This window comes from Streptomyces sp. NPDC086080 (assembly GCF_044540255.1).
GTDB lineage: Bacteria > Actinomycetota > Actinomycetes > Streptomycetales > Streptomycetaceae > Streptomyces.
Window position 1 is genome coordinate 1 of sequence record NZ_JBITRU010000020.1, and the last position, 22,274, is coordinate 22,274.

Consider the following 22,274-nt stretch of genomic DNA (forward strand, 5'->3'; position numbering starts at 1 on the left):
TTGACCGCCCCCAGGGGCGAGAATCGCAACCCCGGCCTTTACAGCCGGCCCCACCCGCCCCGCCCCCCACTGCCCCCCCCGCCGCACACGGAGACCTGCCGGCGGCGGCCGCCGGGGGCACCGCCCCCGGGCGCCCGCCCGCGGGGCCGGGCGCCGCTCGCCGGTGCGGCGGCCGGGTTCCAGGCGATGGCGGCGGCCGCCATGGACCCGCGAACCCGGCGGCTGCCCGGCCCCGGGCCCGAAGGTACCGGGCGGGGCGGTGGCGCCCATCGGTCCGAGGGCGCGTACCCGGGTGAACGAGAGTGGTGTCCCGGGGAGGCGCCCCACCCGATCGCTGATCAGGAGCTCGTCTCGTTGTCGTCCCCGCCGACGGAATCCGGCACCGCTCGACGCGTCGCGCTCCGGCGTTCCGGGCGCAGCCGCAGTCCCTCCGGCATCAGGGTCAGCCGTTCGGTCACCCGCAGGCGGTAGGCGGGATCGGGCCGCAGTTCGTAGCGGCGCAGGAGCAGGCCGAGGACCAGCGTCGCCTCGTGCAGAGCGAACTGCCGCCCGATGCACGCCCGCGCGCCCGTCCCGAAGGGTTTGAAGGTGTGCGGCGGACGGGCCCTAACGGCCCGTACGTCGAAACGGTCCGGGTCGAACCGTTCGGCCTCGGTGCCCCACACCTCCGGGTCCCGGTGCAGCATCGGGGTGAGCACCAGGGTCCACGCGCCCCGGCGCATGGGATGGTCCCCGGCCAGCACCGTGTCCCGCGTCGCCTCCCGGGCATAGGCGGGCGCCGTCGGCCACAGCCGCAGCGACTCGTCCAGGACCCGGCGCACGTACCGCAGCTTGGCGACCTGCTCATAGCCGGGAACCGCCGCGTCGCCCCAGACGCGGTCCACCTCGGCGCGGGCCCGGGCCGCGACCTCGGGCTCACGGGACAGATAGTGCAGCGCGAACGACAGCGCACCCGAGGTGGTCTCGTGCCCGGCGATCAGGAAGGTGATGACCTGGCGGCGGACGTTCTCGGGTGACAGCCGCTCCCCGGTCTCCGGATGCGCGGTGTCCAGCATCCGGTCCAGCAGGTCCCCGTCGCCTCCGCCGTCCCCGCCGGCGCGCCGAAGGCGCACCACCTCGTCGACGATACGGTTGAGGTGCGCGATGTCCGCCGCGTTACGGCGGCTCGCACGGCGCATCAGCAGCGGAGCCAGCGGCGCGGGAACGCTGTTCAGCCGCTGGGCGTAGGTGAGCGTGCCGACCATCGCCGTGACGAACGGGTGCGGCCGGGCGCGCTCGAAGGAACCGAAGTCGTGCCCGAACCCGGTCCGCGCGATCGTCTCCAGCGTCAGTCTGGTCATGTCACCGGGCACGTCCACCGTCCGGCCCCCGGCCGCCGCGCGGTCCCAGTGTTCCGTCAGCCGCTCCGCCACGGCCAGCATCAGCGGGTGGTACCCGGCCATCGCCTCACGGCTGAACCCGGGGGCCAGTACGTCGTGCGCCAACTGCCAGTTGGGCTCGTGGTTGTAGGCGGTGAACAGGCCGTCACCGGCGACCGGCCGCAGATTGGCGACGCCGAGGCCGACGTGCTTGGCGAACCGGGACTCGTCGGCCAGGTCGGCCACCAGCCCGGCGCCCCAGGTGAACACGAACTCCTTGCCGAAGGCGTTCCGCCGGAAGATCGGCCCCAGCGCGCGGGCGTACTTCAGCGAGTCCTGCAGCGGTGTGCGACGGCCGGCGCCGACGAGGTCGCCGAGCAGTGGCAGGCGGTACGGCGGGTGGGGTATGCGGTGCAGCTCGGGCCAGCCCTGTTCGGCGCTGCGGAACCCCTTCGGCAGTCCGGCCCGTGTCATCGTCTCCGCCATGACGCGACCTCCTTCGACCCGGCGAGCGAGTACGGCCTGTTGTACGCGAGTTCAATAACGCCGCCCCAGTCTGTGCCTGTTGTTGAACCGGCGTCAAGTAAGGTGCGGGAATGGCCGTGAACCAGGGCGGGCGCACACGCCGCCGGCTCAGCACCGAGGAGCGCAGGGAGCAGCTTCTGTCGGTCGGTGCGCGGTTGTTCTCCGAGAGCGCCTACGACGATGTGTGGATCGAGCGGGTCGCCGAGATCGCCGGGGTGTCGAGAGGGCTGCTGTACCACTACTTCCCGACCAAGCGGGACTTCTTCGCGGCGGTGGTGGAGCGCGAGAGCGAGCGGATGCTGCGGATGACGGCGGCGGCCCCCGGTGTTCCGGTACGGGAGCAGCTCACCGCGGGCCTCGACGCGTATCTGGAGCACGTCCAGGTGCATGCGCACGGCTACCGGGCCTTTCATCGGGCCGACGCGACAGGGGACCAGGCGGTGCGCCGGGTCTACCGCCGCGCGCTGGCCGCGCAGGAGCGGCAGATCCTGGCGGCGCTCGCGGCGGACCCCGAGTTCGGTCCGGTCATCGAGGAGCGGCCGGACACCCGGCTCGCGGTGCGCGGCTGGCTGGCCTTCACCACCGCGGTCTGTCTGGAGTGGCTGCGCGGCTCGGAGCTGAGCCGTGAGCAGGTGCGCGACCTGTGCGCACGAGCGCTGCTCGGCGTGCTCACGCCCTGAGGGATCTCGTACCGATCACGCGGGCTGGTTGGCGCGCGCCCCGATCTTCGGTAAGTTAGGCAAGGCTTACCTAAGAGGAGGGTTCGGGATGGGTGACGACACGCACGGCTGGACGGCCGCGCCGAGCGCGGCGGAGCGGGCCCGCTCCGTGCTCGCCGCCGCATGGTCCTGCGCGGTGACCGCGGGCGGCGGTCGCGAGGAGTTCGTCGGCGCGCACACCGTGACCGAGGACGGACGGGTACTGCTGGACGTGCCCGAGGACAGCGCCCTGCTCACCGCCGCGGTCTGCGCGCCCCGCGGCGAGCCGTCCGCCGTGCTGGAGTTCGCCGATGTCGCTCCCGTTCCGGTGCGCGACCGGATCCGCGCCCGGTTGTGGCTCGCCGGCTGGTTCTCCGTCCGGGACGGCCGTCTCGCCTTTCAGCCGACGCGGGTGGTGCTCCGTCAGGCGTCCGGCCCGGTACTCGTGGACCTCGACGACTTCGCGACCGGTGCGCCCGACCCGCTGGCCACCGCCGAGGCCCGGTTGCTGACCCACCTCGCCGACTGCCATCCCGACGCGGTCGAACGGCTCACCCGCCTCGTCGGCATGAGCAGCCTGCACGGCGCGGTCCGCGTCCAGCCGCTCGCCGTCGACCGGCACGGACTGACCCTGCGCATCGAACGCGTCCGCGTGGGCGGTGACGTACGACTGCCCTTCCACGCGCCCGCCGACGACGTCGCCGCGCTCGCCGAACGGATGCATGTACTGCTCTCGCAGGCGAGCGCCGCCACCTGCCCCCGTGCGCCGCAGCGGCAGCGGCAGCGCACGGACGGCGACGGCTGAGGCGAACGGCTCGCGCGCGGAGCGCGGTGACACCGCCGTCCCCGGCCACCCGGGACGCGCCGACCGGGCCCGCACGCCTCTCAGGATCGCGGAGAGGTGCCGTGACGCTTACGGCGCAGCCGCTCCGGGACACTGAGCCGGTCCCGCAGCCGGGTGAGCCACGGCAGCCGCTCGCGCTGCTCCCGCGAGTGGCGGTCCAGTTCCTCGAACAGCCGACGCGTGCGGTGCTCGGTGTCCATCTCGTCGAGGATGCGGTTGACCTCGGTCAGTACCGCGCCCAGCAACTGCCACTGACGCGCGTCGCGCCGGGCCTCCTCGAAGAGCAGCTGGGCCAGCCTGTCACGCGTGGCGGCCGCCTGCCGCAGCTGGGAGGCGAGCCGCTCCTCCGCGGATTCGGCGCTGGCGCTCACGCTCGTGGTCACCAGGACCGCGAAACTGACCACGGCGTCGGCGATCTCGGACAGCAACTGTGCGAAGACGGCACCTGTCTCCGGCGCGAACAGCCGGCCGGGTCCCCGCTCCTTGGACAGGTCGGTCAGAGTGCGGGCCAGTACCCGCAGGACCACCGTGCAGATCTCCAGTGTGTCCAGGCCGGTGCGCAGCACGATCCGGTGCAGCAGTCCCTCGCGCACCCGCGGATTGAGCCGGAGGCTGTCCTCGGCCTGCCGGAGGTCCGCGTCCACCTCGGAGATGTCGTGGTCCAGGCGACGCGCCTCGTGCAGCCGGGCCGCCGCACGCTCCGCGGGCGGGCCCTCCGCGGCCTCCTCGCCGATCCGCAGCATCAGCTGCCGTACACGCCGCGCCAGCTCCTCGATCGACTCCCCGGCCTCCTCCACCCACACCGGCGGGGCCAGCAGCAGGTTGAACCCCATCCCGACGACCGCTCCGATCAGCGTCTCCACGATCCGGGCCCAGGCGGTGTCCCCGTGGGTCGTCACCCCGAGCACCAGCATCGCGCTGATCGCCACCTCGGGGACGAACTCGTCCACCCGCACCAGATGGCCGACGATCAGCGACGACAGAATGAGCAGACCCAGGCTCCACCAGGTCAGACCCACCAGCAGGCTGAAGAGGATCGCCAGGACGACCCCGGTCACCACGGAGTTCACCCGGCGCAGCCCGGTGGTGAGCGTGGAGTACAGGGTGACCTGGACGACGAGCAGTGCGGTCAGGGGTGCGGTGAGCGGGGCGGCCTCCGGGCTGAGCCGCAGCGCGATGACGTACGCGACCGTGGCCGCGGCGGCCGACCGCAGCGTCTGCACGGCCACGGGGTCCCGGCGCCGCTTGACGAAGCGAACGGCCGGCGCGGTCATCTCCCGTACGGCTTGCATCCTCGGACGGTTCCCCTTCCCCGGACGCGTCGAACGTGTTCAGGAGCGACGGCAGCCCCACGGAGCACACACGCGGCGGGACCTACAACGTGTCGAGGAAGGCGAACAGATTGCCGCGCATGCGGTCGATCTGCTCCTCCAGGGTGAGGCTCTCCTCCACACGGGGACCGGACTCCGAGACCTTACTGCCGCGCAGATAGAGCGAACAGGCGAGGTCGGTGCACATGTAGGCACCGACCGAGTTGCCCTCGCGGCCGGCCGTGCCCGCCTTGGGCGCCGTCATCAGGGCGACACCGCCGCGCGGGTGCGTCGTCAGGCACAGGGAGCACATGCTGCGGTGCAGGAAGCCGCGCCGGGCGGGCTGGAACCGCATGGTCACGCCGACGAGACGGTCCTCCCGCTCGACGACGAGGTAGCTGCGGTCGGGTGCGCCGGGATCACACCAGCCGAGGAAGTCGAGGTCGTCCCACGGGCGTGATTCCAGCTCCCGCGGCACGGTCAGCCGCTTGGCCTCCCCCTTGGAGCAGTTGATGAACGACGTGCGGATGTCCTGCTCGGTGAGCGCTCTCATGGGGGGCCGACTCCTGCGTCTGCTGCGGGGTACTGGTCCGTGGACCCTTCGACACCCGGGGGACCCGGGTCCGGAGGCTCAGGTTAAGGACCGGGTGACTGGAGGAGCCAACGGTTTTTCCCGGACGCCGGGACGGCGCCCCGGCTACGCCGAGGGCTCGTCCGGGACGGGCTGATCCGGGTCGCCGGACGCCGGCCGGGCGGCGCCCCGGCGTCCCGTGCCGGCCTCGTCCGTGTCGGGGACGTCGGGTCCGGACCGCGGCTCGCCCGACTCACGGGCCTGCTTCTCGCTCTCCCGTTCCGCGGCGGCCGGTGCGACCTCCCAGGGGTCCTCATCGGGGCCGGCCTGCTGGTCCGGCAGGTCGCGGGGGACGGCGGCCCCGTTCTCACCGGGTCCTTCGAGGCGGTGGTCGGTCACGTCCCTCTCCCTTCATCCGTGCGCGAGCCGTTGCGGGTACCTCCCCGAGCGCCCGCCAAACCCGGCACTCGGCCCACGGCGCGCCCCGCGGCGTTTCCGCCGCCTCGCCGGCCCGCACCCTGCCGCATGGCCGGCAGGGACTCCTCCGCCTGCGACTGGGGAGGTCGAAAAAAAGGGGGAGCCCCGACCGCGACGGGGGAATCACGGCCGGGGCGGACAGAGGGTGGGCACGGAGGGCGGTCGCCTCTCGGCGAAAGGCTCCACAGGGCTTCAGCCGAACGATCGTCCCTGTGGGCGAATGGCAGGGCCCGGGGACACTGTCCCATCCGCACCCACGGTCCTTTCAACGGCCGGCCACCTCCGGCTGTTCCGCGGTTCGGCCCCCGCGCGCGTGAGGTGCGTCACCGCTCCGGCTTCCCGCAGTCCAGTGCGGCTCGGAGGTTCTCCACCCGGAGGAGCAGCGCGCCCCGGACGGCCGAGCGTGCGGCGCCCCGCCCGGCGTGGTCCCGGAGTTCCGCACCCGGTCGTCACACGCGGACGGCCGGGTGCGGGCCGGAGCGCCGTCGCCGAACGAACACGGCACGCCCGGTCCCCGGGCGAGCCGCGTCGAGGCCGCCGACGGGTACCACCTCAGCCGCCCGCCACACCGGCGGGCACCTGCCGCTCCCGGGCCCACGCCAGCAACTCGTCCACGGACCAGGTGGTGACCACCCGCTCCGGTGGCACCCCGCACTCCTGCGCGCGGGCGCACCCGAGGATCCCCCAGTCCAGCTGGCCCGGCGCGTGCGCGTCGGTGTCGATGGAGAACAGCACACCCGCCTCCACCGCCCGGCGCAGCAACCCTCGCGGCGGGTCGAGCCGCTCGGGCCGGCTGTTGATCTCCAGAGCGGTGCCGGTCTCCACACAGGCCGCGAACACCTCGTCGGCGTCGAACTCCGATGCGGGCCGGCCACGCCCGGTCAGCAGCCGTCCGGTGCAGTGCCCGAGGACGTCGGAGTGCGGGTCGCGCACGGCGGCCACCATGCGGCGGGTCATCGACCGGGCGTCCATCCGCAGCTTGGAGTGAACCGACACCACCACGACGTCCAGCCGGTCCAGAAGCTCCGGCTCCTGGTCCAGGGAGCCGTCCTCGAGGATGTCGCACTCGATTCCGGTCAGCAGCCGGAACGGTGCCCAGGTCTCGTTGAGCTCCGCCACCACGTCCAGCTGCTCGCGCAGCCGGCCGGCCGACAGCCCGCGCGCAACGGTCAGCCGGGGCGAGTGGTCCGTCAGTACGGCCCACTCGTGTCCGAGCCCCGCGGCGGTGCGCCCCATCTCCTCGATCGGGCTGCCGCCGTCCGACCAGTCGGAGTGCAGATGACAGTCCCCGCGCAGCAGCTCCCGCAACCGCTGGCCGTCCCGGTCCGACGGCTCCTTGCCCGCCTCGTCCTCCAGCGTGCGCAGATAGCCGGGCACGTCCCCGGCCAGCGCCTCGCGCGCGACCTGCGCGGTCTTCGGCCCGACCCCTTTGAGCCGCTCGAGCGTCCCGGCCGCCGCCCGCTCGCGCACCTCGTCCGCGCCCAGCTCCGACAGGGTCCGCGCGGCGGTGCGGAAGGCACGGACGCGGTAGGTGGGGGCCAGGGACCGCTCCAGCAGGAAGGCGATCCGCTCCAGCGCCTCGACGGGATCCATCGCCACCTCCTCGCTCCCAGGGTTCCCCAGGGCGGGTACGGCCGCACGACGGAAGCGGGTGCGACCGCGTGAGGACCGGCGGCGCACTCCGGACCGGGGCGCTCCCGGCTGTCCCGTTCGTGCCGTTTGCGCTCTACTCTCGATACATGACCGAAAGCGCGAGCCCGTACATGTCGCACCCGCGGATCATTGTGCTCGGGGTACAGCCCGGGACCCCGCCGTTCCGGATCGTGGAGATCGACGGACAGGTGGTCGGTGAGGCCAGGACGCTCACCGACGTGCTGCAAGCCGCCGCCGCGTTCGGGATCACGGTCCACGACCTGGACGACCCGGACACGGTCCGCTGGGTGGGCGGTGACAAGTTCACCTGGACCCCGCGCCAGACGGCGCGGGCCCACGAGGGACGGGAGAGGCGCCCCTAGGGGCCGTCGACCGCGAGGACCGCGACGAAGGGCGCGGCCGGCGTGCCGTCCGCCGGGCCGCGGGTCAGGTCTGCGCCTTGCGTGCGTGTACGGCCCGGCTGAGGCGCCGGCCCACGAGCAGATAGCCGAGGAGGGCGCCACCGGTGTTCAGGATGACGTCGTCGATGTCGAAGGCGCGTCCGGTCACCAGAAGACCCTGGGCGACCTCGACCAGCAGCATCACCACGGCTGTCAGCACCAGCACCCGCAGGAATCCGCGGGTGCGCGGCGCGACGACCGGCGCGAGGATGCCGAAGGGCACGCCGAGCAGGATGTTGCCGCCGATCTGGCGCACGGCGTCGCGCAGCGCGGGCTGGTCGAGATAGGCCCGCAGGGAGCGGCCCGGACGCAGATTGGTGTGGGTCAGGGCCTCCGAGGCGGGGGAGGGCTGCAGGGTGAGCCGGGCCAGCACCACCGCGAAGACGACCATGAAGACGAGGGCGCACAGCAGCACCAGCAGCCGCAGGGGCAGTGGGAGCGGACGTGCGGCGGCGCGGGCCATTCTGTCCTCCTGTTGTCAACTTCCGCTTGGAGTAAGCCGGTTACCCTCGGTTGGCGCCGTCAGTCGCCGTAGGTGACCCGCACCTTCTCGAAGCCCAGGGAGCGCAGCAGGCCTTCGAGCATGTCCGGGGTGTTGGCCTCGGCGCGGGCGGTGAGTCCGCTCTCCTTCGCCGCGTCACCGATGTGCCGCACCGCGAGCTTCTGCACGGCCTGTTCGCCGCCCGGGTTGTCGGAGAAGAGGTCGCCGAGACGGTCGAGCAGCCCACGCTGCTTGGAGACCGCGTAGGAGCGCTCGGGGTCCAATGCCGGTGTGCCCAGGCGCGCGTGGGGGAGTCGCAGGGTGGCGGACGTCCGCTCGTCGTCGACCCGTACGTCGCCGTCGTCCAGCGAGCCGAGGTCGACATAGGAGTCCACGGTGCCCGCGCCCACGTACAGCGTGCGGCTGCCGCGGATCGCGTCGGGCAGGAACCTGGCGTCCTTCTCCAGGTCCACGACGACCTGGAAGTTGCCCGAGGCGGCGTCGTAGCGGCTGATGTCCTGGATGGATTCCAGGAGCGCGGGTCCGGAGCGGTCCTGGGTCTCGGTGCCGAACAGGTCCTTCAGTCCCGGCAGCACGCTCATCCGGATGCCGGCGAACAGGACGGCCAGCAGCAACACCACCGAGCCGACCACCTTCACCCATCCGGGAACACGGCCGGTCGGCTTCCTCACGGGAGTCGTCATGGCGACGGCCCTCCTTCCTGACGTTCGGATGCCCCTCAGTTCCGGGAACAGACAGGGAAGTTGGGAGCCGACGGCCGCATCGGGAGCACGCAGGGGGCGCACTGCGGGGCGCCCGGCCGCGGAGTCACTGGTGGGCCGAGGCGCCTCAGGGCGGCCCGGAGGCGGATTCCGGTTGCTCCAGGTCCGCCTCCAGGGCCGCGTCCAGCGTCGGCCACGGGGGCAGCAGACGGGACAGGCCGGTGATGCGGAGCATGCGCAGGGTCAGCGGGTGGGCGCAGACGAGGCGCAGGCTGCCGGCTCCGTCCGTGATCCGGTGCCGGGCGCGGTACAGCAGGCGGAGTCCGGAGCAGTCGAAGAACTCGACCTGCGTCAGGTCGATCACGATCCGGGCGTCCGGTTCCGCGGTCGCCAGGTCCAGATGCGGGAGCATCTCCGCGGCCGCGGCGATGTCGATCTCACCGCGGAATTCCAGCACCGTGTGTCCCCGGTCCCGGCGGACGCGCAGATGCCGGGTCAGCGGTGCCGGTTCGTACCGCACGACGCCATCGCCTCCAGCTTGCTCCGTGCAACGGGGAAGGGAACCGGCCCAACACCGGTTCCTGCCCTGCAAGTTACCTTCGGTCGAGTGAATTTGAGCATGTTCGATTGACATATGTCTTCGAATTGCGACCGAGTTCTTTCAAGTCTCTTCCGTGCCGGCGGGCCGACTGAAACCGGCGAGGCGGGACAGGTGTCACGTACAGGGCGGGGCAGGAGCGCCCCGCGCCGGGACCCCGGAGGAGACATGGCACTGGTGACGACGGGTGTGGTCGTGCTCGACTGCGCAGAGCCCGAGAAACTCGCCGCGTTCTACAAGGAGTTGCTGGAGGCCGACGAGGTCGGGTCCAACGCCAACCGGGTGGAGATCCGGGCCGCCGACGGCTTCCGTCTGGCGCTGCGACGCGATGCCAACGTCACCGCGCCCAGCTGGCCCCGCCCGGAGAACTCCCTCCAGGCCCACCTGGAGTTCGTGGTGGAGGACCTGGACGCGGCGGAGCGCCTGATCGTGGGCCTCGGGGGCCGCCCGACGGAGACGGGCGACCCCGCGAGGCCCACGGATGTGCGCGGTTACGCCGACCCGGCGGGCCACTCCTTCACCGTCCGCCGGGGCATTCCGACGGCACCGAAGCAGGGCTGACCGGCCCGGTCAGTCGCGGCCGCCCTTGTCCGGGACCGGCCAGGTGCCCGTGGAGCGTTCGATCGCCTTGGCGCCCGCACGGTCCACGGCACTGCGCACCACCGCGAAGATGGCGCCCTGGATGGCCGCGGCCAGCAGGATCTCGCCCCAGCGGCGGTCCCGGTCCAGCGCGTCCGGCGCGTTGTCCTCCTGCCGGATCACCTTCCAGGTCTTCTGGAAGGCCATCCCCGCCACGGTGCCGCTCGTCCAGCCCAGCGCGAACCCGATGGGCTTGTACGCGAGGGGCATCTTCGCCTTCTTGTTCTTCTTCGCCACGTGGATCTCCCAGGTCGGTTTCGGTTCTTGTCGGTGGATGGGTCGTGAGGTGGTGGGTCTCTGGGGGGGGGCGGGGCCGGGCCGGTCACGGGCGGCCGCGCGCGGGGACCTCCTCGCCGGCCCGCACCGGCGCCGGCGGTGAGCCGTCCCCGAACGGCCGCCCGCCCAGTTCCTCACGGTGATGGGCGCGGTCCAGCCGGACGGGTCGGGTCGCGTCGATCTCCTCGCGGCGCGCCCGTGGATACAGGTAGGGCGCCCCCTCGCGGTGCAGGGCCGTCCACTCCGTGGCGAGGTCCAGGGCGATCTGCTGGTAGTCGTTGGTGACCAGTTTCCCGCTGGGCACGTCCACGATCGCCGGCACACTCACCCCGCGCGGGTAGTCCGTCTCGCGCCGGTCGTACGCCTCGCTCGGATACCGGATGCCTTCCTCGAGACCGAGCAGCCGCCGGGACACCAGGGCCCTGCTCGCCCACGGACAGGCCCGGCTCACGACGAGCCGGTAGCGTCCCGCCTCCACCGGACGGCCGTCCCGGCCGTCCGCGGTGATCCGGTCCGCGAAGTGGGCCTTCGACCTCGTGAACTTCACCCTGCCGTACGAACTGTTGCCGCCGCCCCCGTCGTCGGGGCCCATGATGCTCTCCTTGTCGCCGTAGGGAGGTCCATCGCCGTCCGGATGTCCCTGTGACCGCGTTCCCCGTTTTCCGCCGACGGCACGGTATGGCCTGGGCCGACCGGGGCAATCGGCCGAGGGTGAGTACTCGATCGGATCGCAGAACCCGGATCACCGTGCTGGTGGCACTCGCCGCCAATCTGGTGATCGCCGTCGCCAAGGCCATCGGCGGACTGGCCGCGGCCTCCCCCGCACTGCTGTCGGAAGCGGCGCACTCCGTCGCCGACAGTCTGAACGAAGTGTTCCTGCTGGCCGCGCTGCGGCGCAGCCGGCGCCCCGCCGACCGCCGTCACCCCTTCGGCTACGGCAAGGAGAGGTTCTTCTGGTCGCTGCTCGCGGCCGTCGGGATCTTCGTGATGGGTGGCTGCTTCTCCTTCTACCAGGGCGTCGAGGCGCTCAGGAACGGGAGCGAGCGGGACCTGAACGGCTATGTCGCCGGACTGGTCGTGCTCGGCGTCGCCCTGCTCGCCGAGGGCGGCTCCCTGCTGCGCGCCCTGTACCAGGTGCGCCGGCAGGGCGGTCCGGGCAGCGGACTGCGCGATCCGGCGCTGCGCACGGTGGTCGCCGAGGACGGCACCGCGGTGGTCGGCGTCACCCTGGCCATCGGGGGCATGGCGCTGCACATGATCACCGGGCGGGTGGTGTGGGAGGCGTCAGCCTCCCTCGCCATCGGCGCACTGCTGGTCTACGTCGCCTACCGGCTCGGGAGCGAGGCCCGTGACCAGCTGATCGGCGAGGCCGCCGACCCGGAGGCGAGCGGGCGCATCCGGGAGCTGTTGCGGGCGCAGCCCGAGATCGACAGCGTGGAGGCACTCTTCACCATGAAGACCGGACTGGACAGCGTGCTGGTGGCCGCCCGCGTCGATCTGATGCCCGGACTGGACAGCGAGCGGGTGGAGGAGGTCGCGGTACGCATCAAACGGTCCATCGCCCGCACCTTCCCCGAGGCGGAGCAGATCTTCCTCGACGTCACCGAGCGGGGCTCCCCGGAGGCGCGGGAGGCATGGGAAAGCCCCGCCGCGACGGGGGAACGCGGCGGGGCCTGAACCACGGATGCCCGGCGGGCCGGGCTTCATGCGCCCGCGGCGAGAAATTCTCGCCGCCGCCGGGCCGCCGGATTTGCGTCTCTCAGTCCCGATCGTTCCGTTCCAGCACGAAGACGGGGATCTCACGGTCCGTCTTCTCCTGGTACTCGGCGTACATGGGGAAGGCCGCGACGGCGCGTTTCCACCACTCCGCCTTCTCCTCGCCGGTGACCTCACGGGCCGTCATGTCCCACTTGGACGGCCCGTCCTGGAGCTCGACCCGCGGGTCGGCCTTGAGATTGTGGTACCAGACCGGGTGCTGGGGGGCTCCGCCCAGCGAGGCCACCGCCGCGTAGCGACCCTCGTGTTCGACCCGCATCACGGGGGTCTTGCGCAGTTTGCCGCTCTTGGAGCCCCGGCTGGTCAGCACGACGACGGGCTGCCCCGTCTGCCGCAGGGTCGTCCCCTCCGTGCCACCGGAACTCTCGTACAGCTCCACCTGTTCGCGCACCCATTGCGTGGGGCTGGGTTCGTACTCGCCTTGCAGAGGCATGGCATCCGTCCCGTCGTTCTCGCGTACTGAGGCCGAGTCGATCACTCCCGTAACACCCTCGCACACGAAGTCCGTCCGAACCGGAAATCCGTCCTAGCCGGGCGCCCCCGCCATCCGCAGCGCGAGCGCCGTCATCACGCCGCCGGCCGCCAGCGCGGTCAGCAGCCGTCCCCGGCGGCCGGTCAGCGCCCGGCCCAGCAGTGCGCCGCCCCCGGCGAGCAGCAGCTGCCAGCTCGCGGAGGCGGCGAAGGCCGCCACCACGAACACGGTCCGCTCCGGCACTCCGGCCGTCTCCCCGCTCCGCGAACCGAGCACCAGCGCCGTGAAGTAGATCACGGTGGTGGGGTTGAGCAGGGTGATACCGAGCAGCGCCGCGTAGGCCCGTGCGGGACTCGGCGGCGCGTCCTCGGCGCGGGTGGCGAGCCGGTGCCCCCGGTACCGCCGTACGGCGGTGACCGTGCCCCACGCGGCCAGCGCCAGCAGCACCAGCACGCACACCCACCGCAGCGGGTCGAGGACCGGCCGCAGTGCCGCCGCGAGCGCGGATCCGCCCAGCGTGGCGGCGAGGGCGTACAGTCCGTCGGCCGTGGCGACGCCGAGTGCCGCGCAGACCCCGGTGCGCGCGGAGGTGCGGGCGGTCAGCGAGACGAGGTACGTACCGACGGCACCCACCGGGATCGCGATGCCGTAGCCGGCGAGCAGTCCCGCGAGCAGGGCCGTCGTCATGAGCGCGGCGGTGTCGGTCCTTCCCGGGGGCCGGACCGCTGCTGTCGGCCCGCGGCGGGCGCGGTGACGGACAGCGGCATCGGGAAGGAACGGGTGCTCATGGCGGGATCCTGACGCCCGCTCTCCGGGAAGGTCAATCGATTTCCGCCGGCGAGTAGGGTTCGCGCGTGACCGACAAGCCCTTCCTCTACGTCGTGGTCTGCGCCGCCGGTGTCGCCGCGGACGTCAGCAGGCTGATCACCCGCGCGCAGGAACGGAACTGGGAGGTCGGTGTCATCGCGACACCGGCCGCCATGAACGGCTTCTTCGACACCGCCGCAGTCGAGACCCGGACCGGCCGCCCGATCAGGTCGGCCTGGCGCTCCCCGGCGGAGCCGCGCCCCTTCCCCGCCCCCGACGCCGTGGTGGTTGCGCCGGCCACCTTCAACACCGTCAACAAGTGGGCGGCCGGTATCGCGGACACCCTCGCCCTCGGCACCCTGTGCGAGGCCGCCGGCCTCGGGGTGCCGATCGCCGTCCTGCCGTGCGTCGCCGACGCGCTGACCGCCCATCCCGCCTACCGGGACAGCCTCACCCGGCTGCGCGGCATGGGCGTGCGCTTCGGTGATCCGTACGCGGGCGAGGCGGAACAGGACGGTGGGCGGCCGGAGTTCGGCTGGGAGAAGGCACTGGACCTGCTCCGACGGGACTGACGCGCACCCGCGTACACGTACGCTCCTCCCGCCGGCAGGGCTCCGGGTGGGTGGCGCCGTCCACCGGCGGCGCCGTCCACCGGCGCACCCGCCCGCGCGGACGGCGGCCACCACCGGCCCCGCGGCCCGCTGCCGGGTGTGCGGCGGGTGCGGTTCGTCCGGGGGAGCCACGAGAAGAGAGGCCTCAGCCCGTGAGCAGAGCAGCCTTCGCCCGTCCGGACGTCACATCTCGTCCACCAGGGACAGTTCCGACCAGATGGTCTTGCCCTCGGCCGTGTGTCTGCTGCCCCAGCGCTGGGTGAGCTGGGCGACCAGCAGCAGACCCCGGCCGCCCTCGTCCCAGGTCTTGGCCCGGCGCAGATGCGGAGCCGTGTGGCTGGTGTCGGACACCTCGCAGATCAGCGTCGAGGCGTCGTGGATCAGCCGGAGCCGGATGGGCGGGGCGCCGTACCGGATGGCGTTGGTCACCAGCTCGCTCACCACCAGCTCCGCGGTGAACGAGGCCTCGGTCAGCGCCCAGGCGGCCAGCTGGTCGACGGCCTGCTTGCGGATGGGGGCGACGAGCGCCGGATCGGCGGGGATGTCCCAGGTGGCCACCTGCGCGGACGGCAGGCCGCGGGTACGGGTCAGCAGCAGGGCCACGTCGTCACTCGCGCCACCCGGTGAGAGCACGGCCTGCAGCACCCGGTCGCAGGTCTCGTCGAGCGGACCGGAGGCGTCGGACAGCGCCTCGCGCAACAGCACGTCCCCGGCCTCGGCGTCCCGCCCGGGGGACTCGACCAGCCCGTCGGTGTAGAACGCCAGCACCGCCTCGTCCGGCAGCTCCAGCTCCGCCGACTCGAACGGCAGTCCGCCCACGCCCAGCGGTGGGCCGGAGGGCAGGTCGAGATGCTGGGCCGCGCCGCCCGGCGGGATCAGCACCGGTGCGGGGTGTCCCGCCCGGGCCAGGGTGCAGCGGCGCGACACCGGGTCGTACACCGCGTACAGGCACGTCGCGCCGACCTCGCTGTGACCGGGGTCGCCGCCCGACTCCTGGGAGAGGTGGTGGACCAGGTCGTCGAGGTGGGTGAGCAGTTCGTCGGGAGCCAGGTCGATGTCGGCCAGGGTGCGTACCGCGGTGCGCAGCCGGCCCATGGTCGCGGACGCCTGGATGCCGTGGCCCACCACGTCCCCGATCACCATGGCCACCCGCATCCCGGACAGCGGGATCACGTCGAACCAGTCTCCGCCCACCCCGGTGCGGGCCGCCGGCAGATAGCGGGTGGCCGCCTCCACGGCGGCCGTGCGCGGCAGGGTACGGGGAAGCAGGCTGCGCTGGAGCGCGAGGGTGGTCTCGCGCTCGCGTGAGTAGCGGCGGGCGTTGTCGATGCAGACGGCGGCGCGCGCCGTGACCTCCTCAGCGAGCAGGACGTCGTCGTAGGTGAACGCCTCGGGCCGGCTGAAGCGGATGAATGCGGCGATGCCGAGCGTGGTGCCGCGTGCCTGGAGCGGGACGGACAGGATGGAGTGCACGCCGTGCTCCCGGATCTGCCGGGCCCGTGCCTCGTCCAGGGCGAGCCAGGGGTCGAGGTCGCCGGAGGCGACGGAGGCCATGATGCTGTGGCCCGCGATCAGCGAGTCGGCCTGGGGCGCGGTGGCCGGGTAGACGACCACCTCTCCCACGTCGGCGATGGACTCCGGGCTGCCCGGTGTGCGGGAGTGATGGGCGACCCGGCGCAGCGAGACCGGCGTGCTCAGCGGGCTGGTGGGCTCGCCGCCGGGCTCGTCGGGCTCCAGCAGGTCGACGCTGACGAGGTCGGCGAGCGAGGGTACGCAGACCTCGGTCAGTTCCTGCGCCGTACGGGTGACGTCCAGGGTGGTGCCGATGCGCATGCTGGCCTCGTTGACCAGTTGCAGCCGTTCCCGTGCCTGGTACTGCTCGGTGAAGTCGTGGGCCGTCACGCACACGCCCCGCACCCGGCGGGCCCGGTCGGTGAGCGGCGCGAGCCGGGCCATCCACGCGTGCGCGCGGCTCTCGCCGGTGGCCTTCATGTACGTCTGCATCTCGTACGGCCGGCCGGTGCGCAGCACCTGGTCCAGATGCCGCTCGAACTCGACGTGCTGCGGCCGGCCGCCGACGTCGGTGGGCCGCAGCCCGCGCAGTTGGTCGGCCGGCAGTTCGAGGAGCCGTGCCATGGCGTCGTTGACCCCGCGCAGCCGCAGCGCGTCGTCGAAGACCATCGTGGCGCAGGGTGACTGGAACACGGCCGCCCTGACCAGGGGATCGTCGGGCAGATCGTGCTCCGCGGCCGCCAGCGGGGTGACCGCGAGCCATTCCCCGGGGCCTTGGTCCGGCTGCCGGTGATGGGCGAGCACCCACACGGTGACGGTGCCACCGTCGCGGCGGCGCAGCGCGAGGGTGCCGCTCCAGCGGTCGGCCGGGAGCCGCGGCGGGCCCCCGCGGGCCAGCAGCTCGGCGGCCGGGCGCCCGACGACCTCCTCGGCCGTGTGCCCCAGTAGCCGCCGCGCACCCTCGCTCCACCGCGCGAGCGTGCCGTCGGGGGCGATGACGGCCCGGGCCGTCACGGCATCGTCGAACGGGTCGTCCGGCCTCATCGTCGCCACTCCATCGCGCACACTCACCGTGAACCGGTGTATCGCCAGAGTTCCAGCCTAGTGCGTCCGGGCGCCACGTGAACGCGAACCTGTCCCCGGGGCCGACCTTCACCAGTCCTGTCCCAACCGTTGACGGACCGTCACACCTGCCACAACCATGGTCCGGGTACGGAGATGGGAGCGCTCCCATAAACCTCCCCAGAGGAGCCCAGACGTGAACAGACGCAGAACCGCTCTGCTGTCCCTGACCGGCCTGCTGGCGACCGCCCTCACCACGCTGCCCGCCGCCCCGGCCGGGGCCGACGAGGTCGAGCAGGTGCGCAACGGAACCTTCGACGACGGCACCGCCTCCTGGTGGGCCTCCGCCAACGTCACGGCGGGCGCGTCGGAGGGGCGGCTGTGCGCCGACGTCCCCGGCGGCACCACCAACCGCTGGGACGCGGCCGTCGGCCAGAACGACATCACCCTGGTGCAGGGGGAGTCGTACCGCTTCTCCTTCAGCGCGGACGGGTCGCCCGCCGGGCACGCCGTGCGCGCGATCGTCGGCCTGCAGGTGGAGCCGTACGACACCTACTACGAGGTCTCCCCGCAGCTCAGCGTCTCCGGAGACACCTACTCGTACACCTTCACTTCACCGGTCGACACCAGTACGGGGCAGGTCGGCTTCCAGCTCGGCGGCAGCGCGGACCCCTGGCGGTTCTGCGTGGACGACGTGTCCCTGCTCGGCGGGGTCGCCCCCGAACCGTACGAGCCCGACACCGGCCCACGCGTCCGGGTGAACCAGGTCGGCTACCTGCCCTCAGGACCGAAGAACGCCACCCTGGTCACGGAGGCGGACGCGCGGCTGCCCTGGAAGCTGAAGGACGACGACGGCCGGGTGGTCCGCAAGGGCTGGACCGTCCCGCGTGGCGTGGACGGCTCCTCCGGGCAGAACGTCCACTCCCTCGACTTCGGCTCCTACCGGGGCCGCGGGGCCGGCTACACCCTGGCCGTGGACGGCGAGACCAGCCGGCCCTTCGACATCGGCGCGGACGCCTACGAGCGGCTGCGGCTGGATTCGGCGAAGTACTACTACACCCAGCGCAGCGGCACGGAGATCCGCGACGACCTGCGTCCCGGTTACGGCCGCCCGGCCGGACACGTGGACGTGGCCCCGAACCAGGGCGACGGCGCGGTGCCCTGCCGGCCGGGCGAGTGCGACTACACCCTCGATGTCACCGGCGGCTGGTACGACGCCGGGGACCACGGCAAGTACGTCGTGAACGGCGGCATCAGCACCTGGGAGGTGCTCAGCACCTACGAACGCGCCCGGCACGCACGCACCGGCGACGCGGACCGGCTCGGGGACGGCACGCTGAACATCCCGGAGAGCGGCAACAAGGTCCCGGACATCCTCGACGAGGCCCGCTGGGAACTGGAGTTCCTGCTGAAGATGCAGGTCCCCGAGGGTGAGCCGCTGGCGGGCATGGCCCACCACAAGATCCACGACGAACAGTGGACCGGGCTGCCGCTGCTGCCCAGCGACGACCCGCAGAAACGGGAACTGCACCCGCCGACCACCGCGGCCACCCTGAACCTCGCGGCCACGGCGGCCCAGGCGGCACGCCTGTACCGCTCCTACGACAAGGAGTTCGCGGCCACGGCGCTGGCGGCCGCGCGCAAGGCGTGGACGGCCGCCCTCGCCCACCCGGACCTGCTGGCCGACCCGGACGACGGCATCGGCGGCGGCGCCTACCCCGACGACACGGTGTCCGACGAGTTCTACTGGGCGGCCGCGGAGCTGTACCTCACCACGAGGGAGCGGCAGTTCAGGGAGTACGTGCTGAACTCCCCGGTGCACACCGCCGACATCTTCGGTCCGCTCGGCTTCGACTGGTCGCGTACCGCGGCGGCCGGCCGACTCGACCTCGCGACCGTGCCGAACGGGCTGCCCGGCAGGGACAAGGTCCGCCGTTCCGTGATCCAGGGCGCCGACCGCTACCTGGCGACGCTGAAGGCCCACCCGTACGGCATGCCGTACGCACCGGCCGACCACGTCTACGACTGGGGCTCCAGCCACCAGGTGCTCAACAACGCGGTCGTCCTGGCCACCGCCTACGACCTCACCGGCGCCGCGAAGTACCGGGACGGCGCGCTGCAGAGCATGGACTACATCCTGGGCCGCAACGCCCTGAACATCTCGTACGTCACCGGCTACGGAGAGGTCCACGCGCAGAACCAGCACAGCCGCTGGTACGCCCGTCAGCTCGACGCCGACCTGCCGAACCCGCCCGCCGGCACGCTCTCCGGCGGACCGAACTCCAGCATCCAGGATCCCTTCGCCCAGTCGAAGCTCCAGGGCTGCGTCGGTCAGTTCTGCTTCATCGACGACATCCAGTCGTGGTCGACCAACGAGCACACGATCAACTGGAACGCCGCACTGACCCGGATGGCCTCCTTCGTGGCCGATCAGGGCTGAGAGCGGTTCCTCGGGCCGGCGACCGCACGGCCGCCGGCCCGAGGACCGGCCGATGTGACCCGCCTCACAGCGGGCTTCCGTGCTGCGGTACCCCTGCGTGTACGCCTTGACCTGTGGGTATTTACGCGTAAGTACCCGAGCGGTACCGTGAAGGCATGCCAGCTCTCAACGTGGAGTTCAGCGACCGCGAGCTCGAGGACCTGCGGCAGATCGCCAAGGAACGCGGTACGTCCATGAAGGCGCTCGTGCGGGAGGCGGCCGCGGCGGACATAGCCCGTCATCGCGCCCTGCAGGAGGGCGCGGAAGCCTTCCGCCGGTTCTTCGCCTCCCACAAGGACGAGTTCGCCGCCGCCTTCCCCGACGACGAACCTCCCGTCAAGGGTGAGGGACGGGCCGCCTGAGCGATGGCACCCGTGCTCCACATCGACGTGCCCTGGCTGCTCCAGCGGCACGAGGAGGTCCTTCCGGACCAGCCCACCGTCAGCGACTTCTCCGCCCTGGTCGCTGCCGTCGCCCGGCATCGCGTGGACCCGCCCCGGCTGGGTGTGAACTCCGACGCGGCCTGGCGGGCGGCCGCCCTGCTGCACACCCTGGCCGTGCTCCGGCCACTGCCCTCGGCCAACGCCCGCTTCGCCTGTTCCACGGCCGTGGCCTACATGTTCGTCAGCGGGGTCGGCATCGACCCGCCCTACGGCGCCCTGGTCGATCTCGCGCGGGACCTGATCTCCGGCGACGCCGATGTCTACGCCGCGGCCGACCGGCTGCGCTCCTGGCAGATCTGAGACCGCGCGGCGGGGTGGCGGGCGCCCTCGTCTGACCAGTGGGCCGCGCCCCGGCGTGCGCGGGGAGCGTGCGCGGGAAGCCGACGGGAGCCCGGACTTCGCGCGGGCGCGGAACGCGTCCGGCGAGCGCGCGCATGAGCGGCCGCCTTCACGTATGGCACCCCGGATGTGAACCGCGGGAAAACCCGGATCGAAAGCCGGGGTGAGGGCCGGGAGCCACCGTGACTTTTGACTTTCTGTCAACGTGCGGATGTTGCCCGACCGCCTTGTTGGCCGCGTGCCGGTTGTGCGAGAGTGAGCCACCTGTGAGGGGGTATAGGCCGGGGACGCACGCGAGTTGGTGAACCGGATCGGATTCGCCGCCGGTGAATTCACGCCCCCCGCGCCACGCCAAAGAGGTATATACCAATCGGGTTTCCTTTTTCGGCGTCGGGAACGCTCGAATGTCACATGCGCTGTGGGAAGGAATCATCTCAGTGCACACCCCCCACCCCTCTCGACCTCCCTGTCCGCCACCGGGCGGGGACCCCGGGGAATCCGACGAGGCCCTCGCCGCGCGGTTGCGGGGCCGCCCGGAAGGCGAGGCAGCCCATTCCGTCGCACTGCTGACGGCTCGGCACTGGGGGCCGATGCAGGAGTACGCGGCCGTCTGCCTCGCCTCGTCGGGACAGACGGCCGCCATGGTCACCGCGGCCGCCCTGCACCGTGTCCTGGACCGGGTCGCCGTCGGCGAATCGGCCGTCGCGCTCCGGCCGGTCCTGCTGGTCGCGGTGCGGGACACCGTCCGGGAGTGGGCCGCCGACGACCGAATAGCCGGAGTTCTGCCGGGGCTGCAGAAACCGGCCGGCGGCCGCGGCATGCGCGCGGCGACGACCATGACTCCGGAAAACCGCACACTGGCTCAACGGGCATTCCGGTCCCTACCCGCACTCGCGCGCTGTTTGCTCTGGCATGTCGAGGTCGAGGCCGAACCGATTTCCGTACCCGCCGGTCTGCTGGGCATGGATCCCGACGTCGCGTCCGGCGCACTTGAACAGGCACGGGACAAATTCCGTCAGGGTCTTGTCCAGGCCCATCTGGAACTCGCGCCGTCGAAGGACTGCGGCTTCTACAACCGGCTCCTCGACGTCCCCATCCGCCGGGGCGGCGCGCTGCTGCCGGACGTCCGACAGCATCTGGCGGAGTGCCGCTACTGCCGGCACGCCGCCGAACAACTGGGCCACTTCGAGGGCGGGCTGGGGACGCTGATCGCCGAGGCTGTGCTGGGGTGGGGCGCCCGGCGCTATCTCGACTCACGCCCCGGGCGCGCGTCGGGAGGTGTCGGCGGCGGCCGGACCGCCCGCCGCCGGCACCGTGGCGGAGACGGGCAGTCCGGCGGTGGCCGGCACCGTCTGCTGTCCCGGATCCCCGTTCCCGACCGCCTCACCGGCATCGTGCTCCCGGACCCGGTGCGCTCCACCAGGACCCTGCTCACCGGTATCGGCGCGGTGTCCGCCGGAGTGCTGGTGAGTGTGCTCATCGCCGGGTCCTCCTCACCGGACGGAGGCGGGGCCGACCCGACGGGCGCCACCGGCGCGGTGGGCGGTCGCGCCGCCGTGCCGTCCGCGTCACCGCCCGGCGCCGCAGGACTCCCCAGTGCGCCGGGGCGCACACGGCTGCGCAACGTCGCCTCCGGTCTCTGCCTCGACACCCGGGGCGTGCCGCAGGACGGTTCGGGCACGCGGCTGGCGGAGTGCACCTCGGGATGGACCCAGCAGTGGACGTACGAGGACGACGGGCTGCTGCGCAGCGTGGCGGACCCCGGTCTGTGCCTGGACTCCCACAAGGACGCCGGTGTCGTCGTCCTGGGCACCTGTGCCGACGCCGACGACGCCCGCCGTGACGACGTGCGCTACGACCTCACCTTCCAGGGCGAGCTGCTGCCCCGCTGGGACGAGCAGCTGACCCTCACCCCCGCCACCTCCGACGCGAACGCCGACATCGTCGTCAAGGTGCGAGACCGGACGGTGAACCAGCGCTGGGCGGCCGAACCCGTACGCGCCGCGGACTCCTTCTCCATCACGGGAACGGACACCCCGTCGGCCCGCCACGCCAAGCTCCCCGAATCCCTGGCGTGACCGCACACGGCCGGGACGGTGCCCACTGAGGGGGCTCCGCTCCGGCCGGCCGCGTGCGACGGGTGCCGGGCCCGCGGTTCGTCGGTCTCTCGAGCCGTGCCGT

Annotated in this window: 23 protein-coding genes; 10 read left to right on the plus strand and 13 right to left on the minus strand. The window is 72.5% G+C overall.

Annotated elements, in window-relative coordinates; genetic code table 11:
• Positions 1–338: 338 nt before the first annotated feature.
• Positions 339–1,844 (minus strand): cytochrome P450, encoded by a 1,506-nt coding sequence (locus ACIF9R_RS22975; protein WP_399983096.1) that lies wholly within the window; start codon positions 1,842–1,844, stop codon positions 339–341.
• Positions 1,845–1,954: 110 nt separating this feature from the next.
• On the opposite strand from ACIF9R_RS22975, the gene ACIF9R_RS22980 reads away from it, so the two are divergent.
• Both ACIF9R_RS22980 and ACIF9R_RS22985 read left to right on the plus strand, forming a co-directional pair.
• A complete protein-coding gene (locus ACIF9R_RS22980) occupies positions 1,955–2,563 on the plus strand; it encodes a TetR/AcrR family transcriptional regulator (protein ID WP_399983098.1) in 609 nt (202 codons plus the stop codon).
• An 88-nt stretch (positions 2,564–2,651) separates the two neighbouring features.
• Complete coding sequence (locus ACIF9R_RS22985) at positions 2,652–3,386, plus strand: DUF2470 domain-containing protein (protein WP_399983101.1); 735 nt, start codon at positions 2,652–2,654, stop codon at positions 3,384–3,386.
• Between the two features lie 80 nt (positions 3,387–3,466).
• On the opposite strand, the gene ACIF9R_RS22990 is transcribed toward ACIF9R_RS22985, so the two are convergent.
• From ACIF9R_RS22990 to ACIF9R_RS23005, 4 genes are all read right to left on the minus strand, one after another.
• Entirely contained in the window at positions 3,467–4,717 is a 1,251-nt protein-coding gene (locus tag ACIF9R_RS22990; protein ID WP_399983104.1) for an aromatic acid exporter family protein, read from the minus strand.
• An 82-nt stretch (positions 4,718–4,799) separates the two neighbouring features.
• A complete protein-coding gene (locus tag ACIF9R_RS22995; protein ID WP_399983107.1) occupies positions 4,800–5,288 on the minus strand; it encodes an FBP domain-containing protein in 489 nt (162 codons plus the stop codon).
• A gap of 144 nt (positions 5,289–5,432) precedes the next feature.
• Complete coding sequence (locus ACIF9R_RS23000; protein ID WP_399983110.1) at positions 5,433–5,705, minus strand: hypothetical protein; 273 nt, start codon at positions 5,703–5,705, stop codon at positions 5,433–5,435.
• Positions 5,706–6,335: 630 nt separating this feature from the next.
• Entirely contained in the window at positions 6,336–7,376 is a 1,041-nt protein-coding gene (locus tag ACIF9R_RS23005; RefSeq protein WP_399983112.1) for a PHP domain-containing protein, read from the minus strand.
• A 146-nt stretch (positions 7,377–7,522) separates the two neighbouring features.
• Between ACIF9R_RS23005 and ACIF9R_RS23010 the strand changes: the two genes are divergently transcribed.
• Complete coding sequence (locus ACIF9R_RS23010) at positions 7,523–7,798, plus strand: hypothetical protein (protein WP_399983115.1); 276 nt, start codon at positions 7,523–7,525, stop codon at positions 7,796–7,798.
• Between the two features lie 64 nt (positions 7,799–7,862).
• On the opposite strand, the gene ACIF9R_RS23015 is transcribed toward ACIF9R_RS23010, so the two are convergent.
• The 3 genes from ACIF9R_RS23015 to ACIF9R_RS23025 all read right to left on the minus strand — a co-directional run bounded on the left by ACIF9R_RS23015 (position 7,863) and on the right by ACIF9R_RS23025 (position 9,599).
• The gene (locus ACIF9R_RS23015) at positions 7,863–8,339 is read right to left on the minus strand and encodes a VanZ family protein (protein ID WP_399983117.1); all 477 of its coding nucleotides are present in this window, start codon (positions 8,337–8,339) and stop codon (positions 7,863–7,865) included.
• Between the two features lie 59 nt (positions 8,340–8,398).
• Positions 8,399–9,061 carry a DUF4230 domain-containing protein gene (locus ACIF9R_RS23020; RefSeq protein WP_399983120.1) on the minus strand — a complete coding sequence of 221 codons (663 nt, stop codon included), beginning with the start codon at positions 9,059–9,061 and terminating at the stop codon, positions 8,399–8,401.
• A 145-nt stretch (positions 9,062–9,206) separates the two neighbouring features.
• Entirely contained in the window at positions 9,207–9,599 is a 393-nt protein-coding gene (locus ACIF9R_RS23025; protein ID WP_399983122.1) for an anti-sigma factor antagonist, read from the minus strand.
• A 246-nt stretch (positions 9,600–9,845) separates the two neighbouring features.
• On the opposite strand from ACIF9R_RS23025, the gene ACIF9R_RS23030 reads away from it, so the two are divergent.
• On the plus strand, positions 9,846–10,238 hold the full coding sequence (locus tag ACIF9R_RS23030) for a VOC family protein (RefSeq protein ID WP_399983124.1): 393 nt from the start codon (positions 9,846–9,848) through the stop codon (positions 10,236–10,238).
• A 9-nt stretch (positions 10,239–10,247) separates the two neighbouring features.
• Here the strand turns inward: ACIF9R_RS23030 and ACIF9R_RS23035 are convergent, their stop codons facing one another.
• Together ACIF9R_RS23035 and ACIF9R_RS23040 are read right to left on the minus strand one after the other, a co-directional pair.
• Positions 10,248–10,553 (minus strand): DUF4235 domain-containing protein, encoded by a 306-nt coding sequence (locus tag ACIF9R_RS23035; protein ID WP_399983127.1) that lies wholly within the window; start codon positions 10,551–10,553, stop codon positions 10,248–10,250.
• An 85-nt stretch (positions 10,554–10,638) separates the two neighbouring features.
• On the minus strand, positions 10,639–11,184 hold the full coding sequence (locus ACIF9R_RS23040) for a hypothetical protein (protein WP_399983129.1): 546 nt from the start codon (positions 11,182–11,184) through the stop codon (positions 10,639–10,641).
• 155 nt (positions 11,185–11,339) lie between these two features.
• Between ACIF9R_RS23040 and ACIF9R_RS23045 the strand changes: the two genes are divergently transcribed.
• A complete protein-coding gene (locus ACIF9R_RS23045; protein ID WP_399983411.1) occupies positions 11,340–12,269 on the plus strand; it encodes a cation diffusion facilitator family transporter in 930 nt (309 codons plus the stop codon).
• An 82-nt stretch (positions 12,270–12,351) separates the two neighbouring features.
• On the opposite strand, the gene ACIF9R_RS23050 is transcribed toward ACIF9R_RS23045, so the two are convergent.
• Positions 12,352–12,801, minus strand: a complete 450-nt coding sequence (locus ACIF9R_RS23050; RefSeq protein WP_399983131.1) for a nitroreductase family deazaflavin-dependent oxidoreductase — start codon at positions 12,799–12,801, stop codon at positions 12,352–12,354.
• A gap of 93 nt (positions 12,802–12,894) precedes the next feature.
• Entirely contained in the window at positions 12,895–13,527 is a 633-nt protein-coding gene (locus tag ACIF9R_RS23055; RefSeq protein ID WP_399983134.1) for a LysE family transporter, read from the minus strand.
• A 167-nt stretch (positions 13,528–13,694) separates the two neighbouring features.
• Here ACIF9R_RS23055 and ACIF9R_RS23060 point away from each other — a divergent pair, with 167 nt between their 5' ends.
• Complete coding sequence (locus tag ACIF9R_RS23060; protein ID WP_399983136.1) at positions 13,695–14,219, plus strand: flavoprotein; 525 nt, start codon at positions 13,695–13,697, stop codon at positions 14,217–14,219.
• A 222-nt stretch (positions 14,220–14,441) separates the two neighbouring features.
• Here ACIF9R_RS23060 and ACIF9R_RS23065 read toward each other — a convergent pair whose 3' ends face one another.
• Entirely contained in the window at positions 14,442–16,814 is a 2,373-nt protein-coding gene (locus tag ACIF9R_RS23065; protein ID WP_399983138.1) for a SpoIIE family protein phosphatase, read from the minus strand.
• Between the two features lie 214 nt (positions 16,815–17,028).
• On the opposite strand from ACIF9R_RS23065, the gene ACIF9R_RS23070 reads away from it, so the two are divergent.
• The 4 genes from ACIF9R_RS23070 to ACIF9R_RS23085 all read left to right on the plus strand — a co-directional run bounded on the left by ACIF9R_RS23070 (position 17,029) and on the right by ACIF9R_RS23085 (position 22,171).
• Entirely contained in the window at positions 17,029–19,272 is a 2,244-nt protein-coding gene (locus ACIF9R_RS23070; protein WP_399983140.1) for a glycoside hydrolase family 9 protein, read from the plus strand.
• Positions 19,273–19,427: 155 nt separating this feature from the next.
• Complete coding sequence (locus ACIF9R_RS23075) at positions 19,428–19,673, plus strand: hypothetical protein (protein ID WP_399983142.1); 246 nt, start codon at positions 19,428–19,430, stop codon at positions 19,671–19,673.
• A 3-nt stretch (positions 19,674–19,676) separates the two neighbouring features.
• Positions 19,677–20,054, plus strand: a complete 378-nt coding sequence (locus ACIF9R_RS23080; protein ID WP_399983145.1) for a toxin Doc — start codon at positions 19,677–19,679, stop codon at positions 20,052–20,054.
• Positions 20,055–20,530: 476 nt separating this feature from the next.
• Positions 20,531–22,171 carry an RICIN domain-containing protein gene (locus ACIF9R_RS23085; protein WP_399983148.1) on the plus strand — a complete coding sequence of 547 codons (1,641 nt, stop codon included), beginning with the start codon at positions 20,531–20,533 and terminating at the stop codon, positions 22,169–22,171.
• The last annotated feature ends 103 nt before the right edge of the window (positions 22,172–22,274 follow it).